At 62.3% G+C, this 16,291-nt stretch carries 15 protein-coding genes; 10 read left to right on the top strand and 5 right to left on the bottom strand.

Features of this window, described 5'->3' with window-relative positions; all coding sequences use genetic code 11:
• Positions 1–210: 210 nt before the first annotated feature.
• Positions 211–387: a hypothetical protein gene (locus tag ACQY7R_RS12475; RefSeq protein ID WP_428305926.1), complete on the bottom strand. Its 177-nt coding sequence runs from the start codon at positions 385–387 to the stop codon at positions 211–213.
• 123 nt (positions 388–510) lie between these two features.
• On the opposite strand from ACQY7R_RS12475, the gene ACQY7R_RS12470 reads away from it, so the two are divergent.
• Positions 511–951, top strand: a complete 441-nt coding sequence (locus tag ACQY7R_RS12470; RefSeq protein WP_428305925.1) for a GNAT family N-acetyltransferase — start codon at positions 511–513, stop codon at positions 949–951.
• Between the two features lie 135 nt (positions 952–1,086).
• The gene (locus tag ACQY7R_RS12465) at positions 1,087–2,868 is read left to right on the top strand and encodes a DUF5060 domain-containing protein (protein ID WP_428305924.1); all 1,782 of its coding nucleotides are present in this window, start codon (positions 1,087–1,089) and stop codon (positions 2,866–2,868) included.
• A 3-nt stretch (positions 2,869–2,871) separates the two neighbouring features.
• Here ACQY7R_RS12465 and ACQY7R_RS12460 read toward each other — a convergent pair whose 3' ends face one another.
• Positions 2,872–3,939 carry a class I SAM-dependent methyltransferase gene (locus ACQY7R_RS12460; RefSeq protein WP_428305923.1) on the bottom strand — a complete coding sequence of 356 codons (1,068 nt, stop codon included), beginning with the start codon at positions 3,937–3,939 and terminating at the stop codon, positions 2,872–2,874.
• Between the two features lie 114 nt (positions 3,940–4,053).
• Between ACQY7R_RS12460 and ACQY7R_RS12455 the strand changes: the two genes are divergently transcribed.
• The 4 genes from ACQY7R_RS12455 to ACQY7R_RS12440 all read left to right on the top strand — a co-directional run bounded on the left by ACQY7R_RS12455 (position 4,054) and on the right by ACQY7R_RS12440 (position 10,694).
• The gene (locus tag ACQY7R_RS12455) at positions 4,054–5,322 is read left to right on the top strand and encodes a MotA/TolQ/ExbB proton channel family protein (RefSeq protein ID WP_428305922.1); all 1,269 of its coding nucleotides are present in this window, start codon (positions 4,054–4,056) and stop codon (positions 5,320–5,322) included.
• Positions 5,323–5,927: 605 nt separating this feature from the next.
• Positions 5,928–7,457, top strand: a complete 1,530-nt coding sequence (locus ACQY7R_RS12450; protein WP_428305921.1) for a hypothetical protein — start codon at positions 5,928–5,930, stop codon at positions 7,455–7,457.
• Entirely contained in the window at positions 7,454–9,652 is a 2,199-nt protein-coding gene (locus tag ACQY7R_RS12445; RefSeq protein ID WP_428305920.1) for a hypothetical protein, read from the top strand. Before ACQY7R_RS12450 ends, ACQY7R_RS12445 begins: the two co-directional genes overlap by 4 nt.
• Positions 9,636–10,694 (top strand): hypothetical protein, encoded by a 1,059-nt coding sequence (locus ACQY7R_RS12440; protein ID WP_428305919.1) that lies wholly within the window; start codon positions 9,636–9,638, stop codon positions 10,692–10,694. Before ACQY7R_RS12445 ends, ACQY7R_RS12440 begins: the two co-directional genes overlap by 17 nt.
• A gap of 84 nt (positions 10,695–10,778) precedes the next feature.
• Here ACQY7R_RS12440 and ACQY7R_RS12435 read toward each other — a convergent pair whose 3' ends face one another.
• The 3 genes from ACQY7R_RS12435 to ACQY7R_RS12425 form a co-directional block, all read right to left on the bottom strand.
• Positions 10,779–11,216, bottom strand: a complete 438-nt coding sequence (locus ACQY7R_RS12435) for an RrF2 family transcriptional regulator (RefSeq protein WP_428305918.1) — start codon at positions 11,214–11,216, stop codon at positions 10,779–10,781.
• A gap of 329 nt (positions 11,217–11,545) precedes the next feature.
• Positions 11,546–12,136 carry a signal peptidase II gene (locus ACQY7R_RS12430; protein WP_428305917.1) on the bottom strand — a complete coding sequence of 197 codons (591 nt, stop codon included), beginning with the start codon at positions 12,134–12,136 and terminating at the stop codon, positions 11,546–11,548.
• A 197-nt stretch (positions 12,137–12,333) separates the two neighbouring features.
• Complete coding sequence (locus ACQY7R_RS12425) at positions 12,334–12,570, bottom strand: TraR/DksA family transcriptional regulator (RefSeq protein ID WP_232536187.1); 237 nt, start codon at positions 12,568–12,570, stop codon at positions 12,334–12,336.
• A gap of 353 nt (positions 12,571–12,923) precedes the next feature.
• Here ACQY7R_RS12425 and ACQY7R_RS12420 point away from each other — a divergent pair, with 353 nt between their 5' ends.
• The 4 genes from ACQY7R_RS12420 to dapB all read left to right on the top strand — a co-directional run bounded on the left by ACQY7R_RS12420 (position 12,924) and on the right by dapB (position 16,288).
• Positions 12,924–13,130: a hypothetical protein gene (locus ACQY7R_RS12420; protein WP_428305916.1), complete on the top strand. Its 207-nt coding sequence runs from the start codon at positions 12,924–12,926 to the stop codon at positions 13,128–13,130.
• Between the two features lie 177 nt (positions 13,131–13,307).
• Positions 13,308–14,723, top strand: coding sequence for a threonine synthase (thrC, locus tag ACQY7R_RS12415; protein ID WP_428305915.1), 1,416 nt, complete (start codon positions 13,308–13,310; stop codon positions 14,721–14,723).
• Positions 14,724–14,794: 71 nt separating this feature from the next.
• A complete protein-coding gene (locus tag ACQY7R_RS12410; protein ID WP_428305914.1) occupies positions 14,795–15,256 on the top strand; it encodes a type II toxin-antitoxin system VapC family toxin in 462 nt (153 codons plus the stop codon).
• A gap of 237 nt (positions 15,257–15,493) precedes the next feature.
• Positions 15,494–16,288 (top strand): 4-hydroxy-tetrahydrodipicolinate reductase, encoded by a 795-nt coding sequence (gene dapB, locus ACQY7R_RS12405; protein ID WP_428305913.1) that lies wholly within the window; start codon positions 15,494–15,496, stop codon positions 16,286–16,288.
• Positions 16,289–16,291 lie beyond the last annotated feature (3 nt).

Below are 16,291 nucleotides of genomic sequence, written 5' to 3'. Positions count from 1 at the left end.
GACGCCCTGGCAAGGGCTGCAAGCAGTGAGGGCGACCCCATCGCCCGAATCACGAATTCTATGAGAATTGCGTCCGCGGGCCGACAGCGATTGTTAGGCCCACGCGCGCAAAATCAGCGCAACGTTATCGCAGCAAAAAGTTTACAGCTACAAAAAAACAGGGTCAAGGCGAGCTGACGAGCGCGATGCGGTCGGTCACGCCGTGAAACGTTAGGATTTACGAGGGCCGTAGACCTGGAGGATGTACCCGGCGCTGAAGAGGCAAACGGCCACAACCAGGAACTGCAGCATCTGTCCCGCGCGGATGCGATTCATGAGCTGGGCGACCATCGCCAAGGGCGGGATGGTTAGGCCAGCGAGTTGGAGGAGACGCGCGACGACTTGCATGGCCCGCACGGTACCTGCGGCGAGCCGAAATGGCAATCGAGGCCCTTGGCGAACTGCCGGTTGGAAACATACTAGGGCTTCCGTCGATCTCCATAACTTCAGTCCTGCTAAGCATTAAGCCGCATGGAAGTCACGACGCCCCGCACTCCTGACGAATTTGCCCGCTACTTCGAGCTGCGGTGGCAGGTGTTGCGCGATCCGTTTGGCCAGCCTCGCGGGAGCGAGCGCGACGAACTCGATGCCGAGGGCTCGGGGACCGAGCACGCCGTCATTTTCACCGATTCCGGGGAGGCGGTTGCCGCGGGGCGGATCCAACTCAACACCCCGGAAGAGGCTCAGGTGCGATACATGGCGGTCGCCGAATCGCAGCGTGGCCTGGGGCTAGGGCGGCTAATCGTCCGCCGGCTGGAGGAAATTGCCCGCTCGCGGGGGGCTACCTACGCGGTCCTGAATGCCCGCGACGAGGCGGTCGGCTTCTACCGCTCGCTGGGGTATGAGGTGGTTGGCGTCGGGCCGACGATTTTCGGGTCGGTGACCCACTCGCGGATGCAGCGGACGCTGTAGCGGCGAAGCCGCCCCTTCTTCGCATCAGTCAAAAGGCGATGGGTGTGTCTCGCGGGGAGAAGTTGTTAAAGTACTTGAATTGAGACGTTTCATGCCAACCTAAACTTGTGCTCTCTCTCTCGACCATCCCAAACTATGCCACGATTCCTGCTCACTATCGCTCTGCTGCTAGTCGCCCCCCTGGCTGGGGGGGCGCCGCCCGAATTCGTTTCGGTCGAGCCAACGGTTTACCGTGACGCTTGGTACGCCCGGCAGCAGTCGGCGGGGCGAGATTTCCGCCCGCGGGGCATCGCCAAGAACGAAAAGTTCGAGCTCGAAATCGATCTCAAAGCAACGTTCGAAAACCCGTTTGACCCCGAGCAGGTCGACCTGTGGGCGGAGTTCACGGCCCCGTCAGGCAAAGTTTGGAAAATCTGGGGCTTCTACAACCCCAGCGGCTGGGACAGCGAGTGGATGATCCGCTTCACGCCGACCGAGCAGGGCAACTGGTCGTACGTCGTGAAGGTTCGCGATAGTGACGGAACGGCTGAGACCGTAGCGGCAGAGTTCCGCGTCGAGCCGAGTCGGCGCCGCGGGTTCGTCAGGATCGCCGAGAACCGTCGCTACTTGCAATATGCCGACGGTTCGAGCTTCTACGGCGTTGGCCTTTGGTACAACGACGACTACCATCGCCGCGGGCATGGGCAGATCACCGAGCAGGCGCTCGACGAACTTCACACGCTTGGCGTGAATTTCATTTGCTTCTACCCGACGCCGCTCGAAACGCACGGCTCGGGCGTCGGCCGCTACGACCAAGATCGCGCTGGCAGGCTCGATGAGATCTTCGCCTGGTGCGAAGCCCGCGACATCCACATCGCTTGGAACCTCGTGTTCCACTCCTACATCTCCGACGCCATGTGGGGCGGCGGCAACGATCGCTTCCGCAGCAACCCGGCCCGCAACATCGTCGACGCGAAAGATTGGTTCGCCAGCGACGCGTCGTGGAAGCAGCAACAAAATCTTTACCGCTACATCATCGCGCGGTGGGGCTACAGCCCGTCGCTCTACATGTGGTTCGTGGTGGACGAGATCAACGGCACCGAAGGCTTTCAGGCCGACGAAGCGGCGGCGCTTGCGTGGTGTCGGCGGATGAATGACTACTTCCACGCGAACGACCCCTACGGCCGCGCGACCGCCGGGACGCAAAGCGGGCACGTCGTTCATTTCTGGAAGGAAGGCTACGAGATCTTCGACGTCGCGGCCCGAGAGATCTACGAAGCGCAAGAGTTCCCGATGCCGGCCGGCGGTAAGCCTGATCTTATCAATGATCACCCGCTGCGGGCGTCCTACCGCAACTACGCCGCGCAGACCGCCAAGTTGTGGGCCGAGTTTCACAAGCCGGCGATCATCGGCGAGTGCGGTTTCGATCACACCTACTACGAACCAGGCATGCCCGGGTACCTGGCGACTTACCACAACGCCCTCTGGTCGGCGCTGGCGAACGGAAGCTGCGCGACGCCGTTCTGGTGGAATTACTCGCCGTATCTCAACGACGGAATCGTCACGGGGCAGATTCGTTCGTTCGCGCGCTTCGTCCAGGAGATCGACTTCGCTGGCAGCGAGTGGGAGCCGGTCGCAGCCACCGCATCGAGCGGCGATGCGTGGGCGATGCGAAGCTCAAAGCTGATCTACGGCTGGTTTGCGAATCCGACGAACGGCGTGGCGAAGGAATCGTTCACCATCACCGGCGTCGAGCCGGGCGACTACGAAGTCCGGCTCTACCGTACCTGGCGGGGCTTCTTCATGGATGCAGAGACGGTCGCCGCTGTGGACGGCAAGCTGACGGTGACCGTGCCGGAGCTCGTCCACGAGAATGGCCGTGCGCAGCACATGGGCGACGACGTGGCGTTTCAGATTGTGCGGAAGGGCACGCCGTAAAACTTACGGCCGTATCGCGGTGATGATTGCGTAATTCTTGCTCGGCCAGTGTTCCACCGCGTTCCACGCTTGCGGCATCGTCTCCGCATACCAATCGGCCCGCTTCGCCACGATCACGATCTGACCGTCGGGACGCAGCGACCGATGCGCGGCGTCGACGAACAGTTCCGCAATCCGGTTGTCGGCGTAGTAGGGAGGATTGGCGACGGCCAGATCGTACTCCCCTGCCCCGCGGTAAACGCCGCTGCAGTTAATTTCGGTGGTGATGTTCACCAACTGGTTGAGCGCGGCGCCAGCAAGCGTGCACTCCACAGCGCGAGCGTTGCCATCAACGGCATGAACATGAATCGACGGCTCGCGCGCCGCGAGGGCGATCGCCACCGTGCCGGCCCCGCAGCCGATGTCGAGCACGCGCATACCCGGCATCACCTCCGTCGCATCGATCAGTTGACGTGCCCCCGCATCGAGCCGCCTATGCGAAAACACGCCGGGCCGGCTCACTGCGTGCAGTAAGCGGCCCTGATTGCGGAAGGTGAACTCGCAGCGGAAGTCGCGGATCTTGCGAAGTTCCTGCTGCTTGCGAGCGATGTAGACCGTCGCGTCGTCGTGCGTCTGCACCGTAACCTTCGCGAAGAGGTCGCTCAATTGCTCGCGCAACCACTGGTCGCGCGGGTTGTCGACCGCCGCGACCAGTGTGCCGCCGATCTCGAGCGCCAGCACCGCCGCCTGCAACTGGTCGCGTGCTAGCTCCGCCTCGCCCGATTTCGACACCGGCAGCACTGCTAGCTGGCACGGCCCGGCGGGAGCGTCGGCCTGGCAGACCAATCGCAAGTTGGGGGCCGTCTCGCCGATCGCTTGTTGAGCGAGCGATTGCTGAAATTGATCGAGAAACCAGCAATCGACCGTCGCTTGCGGCTGGTTCAACGCGAGCGTCGCGGCCGCTTGCGCTCTTCCAGTAGTGGTGCAAAGCACCCGCTCAATCGCGCGGCCCGCAGCGATTTCCAGCGCCGCCGTTAGCGCTCGCGCCTCCGCAGGGCGCGAGGGAGGCAGGCTAGGCAATTCGGGCGGCATCGCGGCGTCAGGTCGGGTTGTGCGGAAATCGGCTGGCGATTATACACTCCGCCCGCCGCGCGTGAGCAGCTATTAGCGACGCGCCAGACCTCCACCTACAAGGTCCGAAGCCTTATGTCCCGCAGTCGCAAGAATCCCGTCCTCGCTGCGCTCGACGCCTCGTTTCTGATTGGGGCCGTTTGCTCCGCGATTTTTTACGCGATCATGCTCAGCCCGGCGATGAAGGACTCGACCCTTCACCGGTACACGACCGAGCATTTAGTCGAATACGTCGTCGTCATCCTCACCTTCTGGGGATTGGCCGACGTGCTGCGAAAGCTCGCCAGTTTCCCGCGAGAAATTCTCGCGCTGCGGCAAAAATGGGTGCCGGAACGCAAACGCCGCGTCCCGGCGATGGTCGCCACGAGCTTGCTCGAAGACGTCGAAGCGAAGCCGAAGTGGCTGCGAGAATCGCGGATCGGCCGTCGCTACGTCGATGCGTTCAGCTATGTCATCGAGAATGGCGCCGACAGCAACTTCCGCGACCATCTGCAGTTGCTCGCTCATCACGATTCCGAGCGGATGAATGGCAGCTACACGCTCATTCGCTTCGTCGTTCGCATTACGCCAGTGCTCGGCTTCTTGGGCACGGTGGTTCACTTCGGCACCGCACTCAACGGCATCACGCTCGACAAAATGAGCGACCAGCTCGGCGTCGTCGTCAGCGAGATGGGCCAGGCGTTCAACGCCACGACGGTCGCTCTCGCCGCGGCGATGTGCATGATGTTCTGCCAATTCGTCTGCGAGTGGATCGAAAAGGCGATCCTGCAGAGCGTCGACCGGAACGTGGAAGAAGAACTGTTCAACCGCTTCGAGCTGAAGGATGCGAGCATCTCGCCGTTCCTGAGCGTGATCAAGGAAGCGAACGAAGACGCCAACAAGCTGATGGCGGCGAATCTCGAAACGCAGACCGCCACCTGGATCGAAGCGTTCGAAATGATTCTGCAGCGACTCGACGCCCGGCAGAAGCAAGAAGGCCAGGCGTGGACGCAGGCCCTCGAAACGCTCCACAGCCGGCACGAAAGCTACGACGCCGTCCGCGAAGAGCGGCTGCGGCAAATTCTCGACGCGATCGGCGAAAGCCAAGATCGCTTCATGGGGCAGATTCACGCCACCATCGATAAAGCAGCCCTACTGCGGAACGATTTCTCCGAAGTCGTGCGAACGATTCACGGCATCGCCCAGGGTGAAGGCCGTCTGCTCGAACTTCAGGCGACGCTTTCAGACAACCTGCGTCTCATTCACGAGACGCGGCAGTTCGAAGACGCGGTGCATGGCCTCACGGGTGCCATCCACTTGCTCACCGCCCGCCACGGCGGCGATGGCCGCAAGAGCGCGGCGTAGCAGGGCCAGGATAGTTCAGCACGGTGGAATTGTTGTGGGAGGCGTCTCCGACGCCGATCCCGCGCTCCATTCCGTATGAGCAAGCAGTCCGCAATCGGGGTCGGAGACCCCTCCCACAGTCAGCTTCCAAGCAGCCTTACAGCCCGCGCAAACAACAACAGCCCGGTCGGCGCAAGGCCGACCGGAGCTGCTGTCTCCCCCCTGGGATGATTTGATAGACGACAGGCGTGCGAAACGCCGCGCCCTCATTAATCTCGCGGCCGAAGCGGCGAGTGAAGAGTCCCCCCACATCAGACGGCCGACATGGGACCGTCTTCGAACAAGCATCCGCAGCGGCGACGATTAGCGAAGCCCCTCGGACGGTTGAAGTTATCGACCAAGCCCGGAGCCGGCTTGTGGCAAAGTTTATGGATTACGGCGACGCTCCGGAGGGAGTCGATTTCTCCAACACGAGAGGATGCCGGCGGCGCCAGCATGACGATTTACCAGATTCGACTGCATCGAGTTTGCCGGTTGGGCCGATTCTATGGAGAAGAGAAACTTTGCGCTGCCGTCGTGCGCCGCTGAGGCGCCTGCCGGCGAAGGCTTGCTAGAGGGGATTGAACGTGTCGCGAATCACTGCATTCTGTGAATGGCTGCTCCGCCAACCGCTCGTCTGGGGCGGCATGGCTTGTTTCGCCTTTCAAGCGCTCGTGGTGCGCGGCCTCTCGCCGAGCGGCAACCTCTATCGTTGGTTCGCTGGCGACGGTGCCACGCTTAAAACGGCGGTCACCCTACTCTTCTGCGTCGGGGTAGCGTCGCTCGTGATGCGGGCGTTCAATCTGCTCGTGCAATACGGTTCGCTCGGCAGCGTGCTGCCCCGGCAGCACGACAGCGACGACGTGTTGCAGAAGACGGCGACCGAGCGTCTGCACGAACTCGCCGAACTGCCGGCGTCGGTCCAGAACAGCTACCTAGTCAGCCGGATGCGAAGCGGGCTAAGCGGCGGTTCGTCCGCCGAGCCGGCCGCGGCACTCGCGGCTCGCTTGCAGCAACTCTCTGCTGCCGATCGCAACAGCGTTGCCGGCAACTACAGCGGCGTGCGAGCACTCACTGCCGCCATTCCGGCGATTGGCGGTCTAGGGGCCGTATCCGCCGTCGCCGCGGCGATTCCTGCGTGGAGCGTCATCACCGATGGCGTCGCCGCCGGAAGCTCGGCGATGCAATTTGCCCTCGCCGCGATTGGCCAGGCGATCGTCACGACGACCATCTTGGCCCTCAGCCGCATCGGCGTCGAACGCTTCGAACAGCGGCTCCTCGATGCGGTCGACACGAAAACTTACGAACAACTCGCCGGCGCGACGGGCTATATCGCTACCGCTGCCGACCCGCACGCTGCCGCGGTAGTACGTCAATGCGAGCGGCTGCTTGACGCGGTCGAACAAGCGGTCGCGCGCCACGACGCCTCGCTCAGCAAGACGCTCGTCACGGCGGGCCGTCGCTGGGAGGAAACCGCGTCGGCCGCTGCCGCCATGCTCCATAAGACAGTCGGCGACGCGCTCGCGATGGGGATGACTCGTCACGCCGAGTCTCTGAACGCCGGCGTCGCCAAGCACACCGAAGATCTACAGGGCGTTCTCGTCCGGCACGCCGAGATCCTCAGCGACAACATCGACCAGCACACCGGCGCCCTCGCCGAAGCGCTGGAACACCACACAGCGGTGATCGCTCACACCGAAACAAAGTTGGCCGAAGACAACCACCGCCACATCGGCGAGCTGGAAGCGGCTCTCGGCGAAGCGGTGCTCGTGGCGGTCAATCGCCAAGAGAAGCTCATCAAGCAAAGCGAGGAGTTGCTCCGCGAGATGCAGCAATCGCTCATCGAGTCGGCCGGCTTGGCCGTCGCGCATCAGGAGCAGCTGACGCGGCAGAGCGAGGTGCTGCTGAAGGTCGTAGACGCCACGGGGCAAGTCCGTCGGCTGGAAGAGGCGCTCAACAGCAACCTGACGACGCTGGCCGAGTCGCACCGCTTCGAAGAAACGGTCGTCAGCTTGTCTGCGGCGTTGCAACTGCTAAGTGCGAACTTGGGCCGACCGACGTTGGCTCGCGATGAAATCAACCTGATGAGCGTCCCCCGGACGAGCCACGCAGCATGATCCGACGACGGACGAGCGAAGCGGGTGGCGGCGTCCTGTCGTTCACCTTTCTCGACGTGCTCACCTGCACCATGGGGTCGCTGGTGTTGCTGCTGGTGGTGCTTGCGCAGCGTTCGAGCAATGTTTCGCTCGAAGAGGCGCTGGCGAACGCCAAGAAGCCGCAAGCCAAGTCGACCTCCGCAGCGCCCAAACCTCCTGCCGCCGCTGCTGGCGAAAAGTCGCCGGAGCAACTCGTCGAGAGCGACCCAGTCGAGCCGGCCGTTGAAGCTGCCAAAGAAGACAAGCCAGCCGTTGAAGTGAAGGACGGCATTACGCCCGAGGAGCTCGAAAAGGAATTGGCGTCGCTTCGCGAGCAGATGCCGAAGCTTGAAAAGCTCCGCGCCGACGCAAAGCAGCGCGTCAAGGATGAAGAGGATCGCGTCAGCCACCTCGAAGAACACGAGCGGCGGCTGGAGCATGAACTGCTCAAACTTCGCGAGGCGCTCGCGCACCTCGAAGAAGCCGAGAAGAAGCAAAGCGTCGACCAAGAATCGGCCGAGGCCAATCTCAAACGGCTGAAGCAGCTCGTCGTCGATACGGAAAAGGAAATCGAGAAGCTTCGCAAAGAGACGACCGGCAAGAAGTCATACGCCATCGTGCCCTACCAAGGCGCCAACGGCACGATGCGGCGGCCGATTTACATCGAGTGCACCAAAGATGCGGTCACGATCTATCCTGAAGGGATTCGGTTGACGGCCGCCGACTTCGACGGGCCGCTCCGTTCGGGCAACCCCTTGGCAGCAGCGATTCGTGCCGCTCGCGAAGAACTGAATGCTCGCGCGAAGGCGGCCGGCATGACCGACCTGCCCGATCCTTACCCGCTTATTATCGTTCGCCCTGACGGAGCTTACGCCTACAGCGCTGCGTTGAGCGCGATCAGCTCGTGGGATGCCGACTTCGGGTACGAATTCGTCGACGAGGATTGGAAGCTCGAGTATCCCGATCCCGATCCGCGGCTAGACCAACTCATGCGGCATGCGGTCGAGCAGGCGCGGCAGCGGCAGGCGATGCTCGCCAAGGCGGCGCCGCGGCAGTATGGCAGTCGCTTGATCGCCGGCTCCGGCGAGGGTGGCGGCGGCGACGGCGGCGGTGGCATGGGAGGCGGTTTCGAAGGGGTCGCCCATCCGGGCGGCGATGGCGATCGCATCGGCGATCATAGCGGCGAGAATTGGATGCAGGCTGGCGGCGGCCAAGACTCCGGCTCCGGAAGCGGCACAGGAACCGGCAGCCAAGCCGGCAGTCAGCGGTACGCCGAAACCGGCGCCAACGGCATGTCGACAAGCGGCCTAGGGGGCACGGGCGGCGGCGCGGCCGGCAACTTCAGCGGCCAACCTGGGCCGACTGGAGCTGGTGCAAATGGACAAACCGCGGCGGCTGGTCAGCAACAAGCAGGCGGCAACACGATGGCTGGCGCCGGCGGGGCTGCAGGCTCCTCCGGACCAGCCGGCACGCAACCAGGACAAGGCGTTGCAGGCGGCACGGAAGCGTCGGGATCAACGACGCCAACCGGCGGCTCGACCTTCGCCGGCGCCTCCACTCCAACCGGCGCAGCCGCGGGAAAATCGGGGCCGTCCGGCGGCGCTGCGAGTTCGAATGCGACCGCGTCCAACGGTGCAGCGGGTTCGGCAGGCGGTTCGGAATCGTCTAGCGGTTCCTCGGGTGGTGCGAGCAGCAGCTCGGCCGGCAGTGGAGCCCAGGGGGGCGCCTCTGGAGGAGTGGTGAGCTATACGGCTGGGCAAACCGCTAGCGCCGCAGGTGCGCGTGGCGCCAACTGGGCGAACGAAGCCGCGTCGCGGCGCGCCTCGGCAATCAGTCGGCCGATTCGCGTCGTCGTGAAAACTGAGCAAATCAACGTCATGCCGGCCAACCAAGGCGGCTCCGGACCCGCCGAGCAGCCCATGGCGATCTCGTTCCACCAACCGACCGATCGCGTCCTCGATCAACTCGCCGCCTCGGTCAAAGAGCGGATGGCCGATTGGGGGCAAGCGGGAAACAACATGTACTGGCGGCCGACGCTGCTACTGCAGGTCGAACCAGGCGCCGAGCAGCACGCGATTCGCCTCAACGATTTGCTCCGCGACAGCGGCATCGACGTGAAATTCCAGGAAGTCGCCGCGCGAACCGAGGAAGGAGCCGGCAGTGGAACAAAACGATGACGACGACTCGATGCCGGGGCAAGACTCCTTCATCGACGTCGTTTGCAATATGGTCGGCATCCTGATCGTCCTCGTGATGATCGTGGGCGTGCGCGCATCGCGGCCCGAAGAGTTCGACGCGGCGATGACGCCAAAGAAGGCTCAACCCAAGCCGCAGCAACAACTCGTCGAGCAGCCGCAACTTGTCGACGCCTCTAAACTAAAAGACGAACTCGCCAAGGCGCTGAAGGCCAAGGAAGAGATCGAAGCCGACATGGCGCGAATCGCCGATCTGAGCGTTCAAGGCGCTCTGACGGAGGGTCGGCGAGAGCAACTGGTGCTACTGCAAGCCTCGGTCGAAGAGCAAATTGCCGAGCGACGGGCGAAGCTCGATGCGAGCGGCCAGAATCAGTTCGATGTGCAACGCGCGATTGCCGAGGCTGAGATCAAGCTGACGCAACTGACGCAGGAACAGGTATCGCTCGTCTCGCAGACCCCCGACGTCGAAGAGGTCGAATGCGTCCCGACGCCGCTGGCGAAGACCGTCGAGGGAGATGAAGTTCACGTCCGCATCAAACGCGGTTTGCTGGCAGTTGTTCCCGCGGACGCCCTCCTGGAAGAAGTGCGGGCCCGCGGCGGCGACTACATTCGCAGCGGGTTACGCGATCGCAGCGCGGCCGAAGACGTGTACGGACCGATCGACGGTTTCCGCATGCGGTTGTCGGTGAAAAAGCACATGGTCTCGGTCCAGGGGCCGCCCGGGATGCCGATGCCGCCGCAAGCGACCGTCGAGTTGCAGGGCGTCTTCCTGCCAATTTCCGAAGATATTGGGCAGTCGATCGATCAGGCCCTGTTGCCGACGTCGCCGTTTATGCGGCAGCTTAAGGGGCGGCGGACGGCGACCCCGGCTGTCACGGCTTGGGTCTATCCCGACAGCTACGGCGAATTGCGGACGCTCAAGCGGGCGATGTGGGAAGCGGGCGTGCTGCTCGCGATTCGGCCACTGCCGCACGGGCAGCCGATTATCTTCTCGACCTCGGGCACAAAGTCGAGCGCGCAATAAAAAACGCCCACCCGCCGTGGCGAGTGAGCGTTCTTCAGGATATCGATCGAGTCGAACTGTCGCGCGAGCGACCGTGACTCGAGATTAGTTGCTGCGACGCGGCTTCGAGCCGTTGGCAGCCGTGCTGGCGATTGGCTTCAACTGCGCGAGCGTGACGCTGGCGAGCCGCTTCTTCGCGTCGCCGGCGACGTCGCCGAGTACCTCAGCCAGCTTCTTCTGCGACTGCGGCTGCAGGCCGCCGATTTGCGGCAGTTCGGGTTGAACCGGGCCGTCGATTGCTTCCACGATTTCTAGCATCGTGATCTGCGACAGAGGCTTCGCCAGGCGATAGCCGCCATCAACGCCGCGGGTTGACTTCAGGAGGCCTTCGTTGACCAAGTTACGCAGTACCTGGAGCAAGAAGCGCTCGGGCATGTCGCCTAGCTGAGCCAGTTGGCTGCAGGGGATTGGCGGCGCCGCTGGCGAATCGCTCAGTTGGACTGTCGCGAGTAGAGCATAGGTGGATGCGCGCGAGATTCTCAAAATACTTCTCCGTAAACCGTATCAAATAAACAAGACGCTGCCCCGCCCGCTACTGAAGCGGTACGAAATTGACCACCGAATGATTGCAAACCTGATGCCGGATGATTCAGTTAGCAAAATCGAAGGCCGTTATTAAATCAAAGCTTGGCCTAGACTTAGGAGCAAGGCCCTTTGCGGAAGACCGTAGGAAATAAATTGGAATAATAGCGACCGACAAACTGGTTTCTTACGAATCAGCGTGGACGTTTTCAGATCAATCGCGAGAAACAGTTAATGCGAATAAACTTTCATGCATCCACCGTTCGTCGCCATGCGTAGCGTTTCGAACTTCAGTTCGTCACCGCCGCTTCCGGCTGTTCCGTTGTGACGGGCCGCTTCCACGAGAGTAGGAACAACGCGACTGCGCCACAGACGAGTAGCGCATCGGCGATGTTGAAGTTAGGCCACACGTCGAACTGCCCCTGCGGCGGCCAGCGCCGCACGACGAGGATGAAGTCGCGCACCGCGTGTACAGTTCCTGGACGCGCGGGATCCCAGTCAGACCATTGGAGCCCCGGCAGGCCGAGCCGATCGTACAGATTCCCGACGACTCCGCCGAAGATGCAGCCGAGTGCGATGGTGACGGATCGATCGCGCGCGGCGCCGAGGATGAACAGCCACACCGGAATCGCGATCGCAGCAGCGGTAGCCGCGATGGCGAAGATCCAGACTTTGCCGTAGCCCATGCCGAAGAGGGCGCCCTCGTTCAAGCTAAGTTGAAAACCGACATGCCCTGTCCACACCCAGCGGACGTCATGGGCAAGCAGATCGGGTTGGCTGAACATGTAGTACTTCGACCAGAGGTCGATGGCCAACCCGCCGAGCGCCAGCGACCAGAAGAGCAGGTGGCGGGTCCACGGAAGCGGAGATCGCACGTCCATCGCGATAGAGACTCCCTGCCCTGCCGTTCATGACGGGGCGCTGTGACTACAAACGCTGCGAATACAAATATGGAGCCCCGGCCTCCGGCCAGGGGTCGTCACTGCCAGCGGAGAGCTTCCGGGAAGCAAGCCGACCCCCGGCCAGAAGCCGGGGCTGTGTTGTCGTTCAACGATTCAATTCGACAATGATGCCGCGACTAGTCCAACGGAGCCCGCTGATCGCGCGACTCAGCGCACTTGATGCAGACGGGCGTGTAAGGGATCGCGTTCAGTCGCGCTTTGGGAATGACTCCCTCGCACTGTTCGCATTGCCCGTACTCGCCCCCCTCGATCCGCTGAAGCGCCATCTCGATCATGCCGAGACGGTCTTCTTCGTTCGCGAGCAAGCTGAGTGTGAACTCCTGCTCGTAGTTTTCGCTCCCGAGTTCTGCCATATGAATTGGCATACTGGAACTACTGGCTCCATCCGCCCCACCCTTGCGCAACGCAGCGTGAGTCATTGAGGTCACATCGCCGCGAAGCCGGGCCCGGATATCGATCAATCGATCCCGGTACACCTTCATATCCGCTTTCTTCATGTCGTTCCTCCGGAGCGAGGCCCCCGACCGTCACGGCCGAAATGGGCCAAGAACCGATATTGTAAAGCGAATTATCGATACCGTCAAATTAATGCCACCTATGCCCTCCGATTCTAAGTCGTTGTGTGCAATGGCGTTGTGCAATTTTTGAACAGCCGATTCACTGCCTCGCCGCACCCGCCCCGCCCCATTTTTGCGGATTAAAAACAATGCTCGATCTGCTTTTCGACATCTTTGGGACGGCACTGCTACGGCCGCTGGTGTGGGGAGTTATCCTTCCCGTCAGTTGGGTGATCGCAACCCCTGTTATTTTGGCGGCGGCCTTGTTTCAGAGCGAAACGTACGGTCGCAACGTTCAGGCCGGTTACCGTGCGGTCTACGAATATTGGGAGCGGCTGCTGACAGAGGCCGGCTAATCGCCCTAGGCAGACCCGGGCTGCCAGATGCCGCGACGCCCGCTCCGTTGCTGGTCGCAGCTTGCGCGGATAGACTTGGTAAGTCGTTTTCCCCACTAAGCTTACTGCGAGTCTGTCTCGGCCCGGCGTCACACGCGGGGCTCAGTCGGCCTCGATCTCCGCGGAGCATCGGATCAGGTGGCAACTTCGGCCGACATCGTTACCGACCTGGCACATCAAGTTTGCCTTTCGCCAGACTGCGGCTCCACGTTTGACGTGGGCGAAGTCCATACCGCTTGTCCAAAATGCGGATCGCTCCTCGACATCGCCTACGACTGGGAAAGGAGCCAAGTCCCCGATTCACTGCGGTGGTTCGAAAAGAAGTGGTCCCGTCGCAACGAGCCCCTGTGCCGCAGCGGCGTCTGGCGGTTCTCCGAACTACTGCCATTCGCCCCGCCTGAGAAGATCGTCACGATCGGCGAAGGCCAAACTCCGCTCATCGCCACCGACGGCGTCGCCAAGTACGTCGGCACCAATCCCGGCACGCTGTTTTTGGAGTACGAAGGGATGAACCCTTCAGGCAGCTTCAAAGACAACGGCATGACCGCGGCGTTCACCCACGCCCACATGATCGGCGCCAAGCGGGCCGCCTGCGCCTCGACCGGCAACACCAGCGCCTCGCTCGCCCTCTACTGCTGCAGCAGCAAGCTGATGCAGGCCGTCATCTTCATCGGTTCGGGCAAGATCTCGTACGGCAAGCTCTCGCAAGCGCTCGACTACGGCGCCCTGACGATCCAGATCGCCGGTGACTTCGACGACGCGATGCACCGCGTTCAACAGGTGAGCAAAGAGCTTGGCATCTACTTGGTGAACAGCGTTAATCCGTTCCGGCTCGAAGGCCAGAAGACGATCATGTATCGAGTGCTGGAAAGCCTCGATTGGCAGGTTCCCGATTGGATCGTCGTGCCCGGCGGAAACCTCGGCAACAGCAGCGCGTTCGGGAAGGCGTTCCATGAACTTCACTCGCTGGGGCTGATCGATCGCATCCCGCGGCTCGCCGTCATCAACGCCGCCGGCGCTAACACGCTCAACTCGCTGTACAACAGCCACAATCTACGCTGGAACGGCGGCCGGCCCGATCAATCGATCATCAATAAGTACTACGCCGGACTCGACGCGGCCTCGTCGAAGGCCGATACGATCGCCAGCGCCATCGAGATCAACCGCCCGGTGAACCTCACCAAGTGCCTGCGGGCGCTTGAATGGTGCGACGGCGTCGTCCGCGAGGTGACCGACCAGCAAATGCTTGACGCCAAGGCCCAAGTCGGCGCCAACGGCCTCGGCTGCGAACCGGCCAGCGCCGCGAGCGTCGCCGGCGCCAAGCTGCTCCGCGAGGAGGGCGTCATCGCCCCCAGCGATCGCGTCGTCTGCATTCTCACCGGCCATCAACTGAAAGACCCGACCGCGACGGTCGCCTACCACACCACCGACCAAGAAGAATTCAATCGCGTCCTCGGCAAGCGCGGCGTCAGCCGAGCCGCATTCGCGAACCGCGCGGTGAAGGTCGAGAACGACCTCGACGAAATCGTGCGGGCGATTCAGCTCAACAGCTAACAGTCGAGGCAGCGTCAACGCAGAAGGTTAGGTCTCGCATGCCGAAGCCGCTAATCTACGTTGAAACCTCTGTGATCGGTTACCTCACGTCTCGACCAAGTCGAGATCTAATCGTCGCCGGACATCAACAAGTGACGATTGAGTGGTGGGCTGCCGCTCAGTCGCAGTGCGAGCTGTTCGTCTCCGAGCTTGTCGTCGTCGAGTGCTCAGCCGGAGATGCGGAAGCCGCGCGAGAGCGACTACTCGTTCTCAAAGATCTACCTCGCCTCGCTGCCACCGAGGCGGCCGCTCAATTAACTTTGGCGCTGCTCCACAGCAAAGCAGTTCCGGCATCCGAACCGCGCGATGCAGCGCATATAGCCCTAGCGGCCGCGCACGGTGTAGAATTCCTGGCGACTTGGAACTTTCGGCACATCGCGAATGCAACTTGTCAGGCACTAATCAAACAGGCCTGTCGAGATGCGGGTTTCGAACCGCCGTTGATTTGCTCGTCAGACAACTTATTAGGGAAGGAGGTTGGTGATGTGGTCTGATCCGATCGTCGGCGAACTTAGATCTAATGGGGTGGTGTGGGGGGCTCAATTCGGCGGTGATGTCGCTGCGATGTTCGCCGAACTGAGGCGACTCGAGAAGGAGTCAGGCGTTTCGAGCGTTGTTTTGCCTCCGCGTCAGCCTGATGGCTCGCGCGCAACAGTTGTTCCATTGCCTTCCAGTCAGCCGCAAAATATCGCCGCCCCTCATCAAACCAGTTAGTTAAAGTTCTCCATCGCATGCCCACCAAACTAGCCATTCACGGCGCCGCCGGGCGCATGGGCCGTCGCGTTGTCGCGATCGCCAGCCAAGATTCGCAAATTCAAATCGTCGCCGCGCTCGAGTCGGCCGGTTGTCGGTTGCTCGGTCAAGACGCGGGCGTCGTCGCCGGCGGCGAGAAGCTCGGCGTGCCGCTATCGGTCGTCGGCGAGAGCGCGGCCGACGTCGTGATCGACTTCTCGGTCCCCGACGCCGGCATCGCCATCGTCGACCACTGCCTCAAATTCAAGAAACCGCTGGTGATCGCGACCACCGGCTTCGAAGGCGATCAAAAGGAATTCATCGCAAAGGCCGCGCAGCAGATCCCGATCGTCTTCGCGCCGAGCATGAGCACGGCGGTCAATCTGGTGATGAAGCTCACCGAAATCGCCGGCAAGGTGCTAAAGGACTATCCCTCGGGCGTCGACGTCGAGATCATCGAGCGCCACCACCGCTTCAAGGAAGACGCCCCCAGCGGCACCGCGCTGAAGTTCGGCGAGATCGTCGCTGAGGCGATGGAGCTCACCGATCACGTCCATGGTCGCGAAGGCCGCACCGGCAAGCGAACTGCCCAGGAGATCGGCTACCACGCCGTTCGTACGGGGGACAATCCGGGCGAGCACACGATTGTCTTCGGCATGCTCGGCGAAACGATCGAACTCCGCGTCGCCGCCAGCAACCGCGATTGCTACGCCCAAGGCGCGATCCTCGCCGCTAAGTGGCTCGTCGGCAAACCGGCGGGTATGTACGGGATGAAGGAAGTGCTGGGGCTGTAATCC

The sequence above is a fragment of the Lacipirellula sp. genome (assembly GCF_965279485.1).
Classification (GTDB): Bacteria; Planctomycetota; Planctomycetia; order Pirellulales; family Lacipirellulaceae; genus Lacipirellula.
This window is presented reverse-complemented; position numbering and strand designations above follow the sequence as displayed.

Coding starts and splice junctions, on each gene's coding strand:
- ACQY7R_RS12420 (WP_428305916.1), top strand. CDS start 12,924: ATGCTCGATCTGCTTTTCGACATCTTTGGGACGGCACTGCTACGGCCG.
- ACQY7R_RS12460 (WP_428305923.1), bottom strand. CDS start 3,939: ATGCCGCCCGAATTGCCTAGCCTGCCTCCCTCGCGCCCTGCGGAGGCG.
- ACQY7R_RS12445 (WP_428305920.1), top strand. CDS start 7,454: ATGATCCGACGACGGACGAGCGAAGCGGGTGGCGGCGTCCTGTCGTTC.
- ACQY7R_RS12475 (WP_428305926.1), bottom strand. CDS start 387: ATGCAAGTCGTCGCGCGTCTCCTCCAACTCGCTGGCCTAACCATCCCG.
- ACQY7R_RS12430 (WP_428305917.1), bottom strand. CDS start 12,136: ATGGACGTGCGATCTCCGCTTCCGTGGACCCGCCACCTGCTCTTCTGG.
- ACQY7R_RS12455 (WP_428305922.1), top strand. CDS start 4,054: ATGTCCCGCAGTCGCAAGAATCCCGTCCTCGCTGCGCTCGACGCCTCG.
- ACQY7R_RS12470 (WP_428305925.1), top strand. CDS start 511: ATGGAAGTCACGACGCCCCGCACTCCTGACGAATTTGCCCGCTACTTC.
- ACQY7R_RS12425 (WP_232536187.1), bottom strand. CDS start 12,570: ATGGCAGAACTCGGGAGCGAAAACTACGAGCAGGAGTTCACACTCAGC.
- dapB (WP_428305913.1), top strand. CDS start 15,494: ATGCCCACCAAACTAGCCATTCACGGCGCCGCCGGGCGCATGGGCCGT.
- ACQY7R_RS12465 (WP_428305924.1), top strand. CDS start 1,087: ATGCCACGATTCCTGCTCACTATCGCTCTGCTGCTAGTCGCCCCCCTG.